Below are 661 nucleotides of genomic sequence, written 5' to 3'. Positions count from 1 at the left end.
CAACTTCGAGAAACTGACCCTTGGCGACAACTCGGTTTCCACGACCGTGACCGATGAGCCGGGTACTGGTACCCCAGGTACCGATAACCAGGGCGACAAGGTCACCGTCACCATCGTCAGCAAAGGCGATGTCACCGAAGACCAGCAGCCGGCCTTCACCGTCAAGGTCAGCCAGAAACTGGACCATGACCTGACTGTCACCCTGTCCAATGGCGACAAGGTCGTTATTCCGGCCGGCCAGACCGAAGCCGAATATAAAGCCAAAGCCCAAGGCGATGACGTCTTCAAGGACGGCGACACCCTGACCGTCGGCATCACCGATGCCGCCGTTGATGGCAAGGCCTTCGAAAATCTGGAACTGGGCGGCAACGCCTCGGTGCAGATCACCGACACCGTCAGCGAAGTCGTCGCGACCCTCACCGCCGACAAGACCACTGTGTCCGAAGGCGGCCAGATCACCTACACCGTGACCCTGACCAATGCCCAGGGCCTGCCGGTCAACGGCCACAATGGCCTGACCTTCACCCTGACCGATGGCACCAAGGTCACCATCCCTGCCGGTAGCGCCAGCGGCACCTTCACCATCACTGCACCGGACGACGTATTCGTCGGTGGCCAGCCGAGCATCGTCAACAAGATCGAATCGGTTGCCGGTGGCGAC

General features: G+C 61.0%; 1 protein-coding gene. It reads left to right on the top strand.

The features are described from left to right. On the top strand, window positions 1-661 hold a 661-nt coding region (locus tag POF53_RS25915; protein ID WP_337994576.1), incomplete at both ends, for an immunoglobulin-like domain-containing protein.

Source organism: Mitsuaria sp. RG (assembly GCF_028369275.1).
Taxonomy (GTDB): Bacteria; Pseudomonadota; Gammaproteobacteria; order Pseudomonadales; family Pseudomonadaceae; genus Aquipseudomonas; species Aquipseudomonas peradeniyensis.
This window is presented reverse-complemented; position numbering and strand designations above follow the sequence as displayed.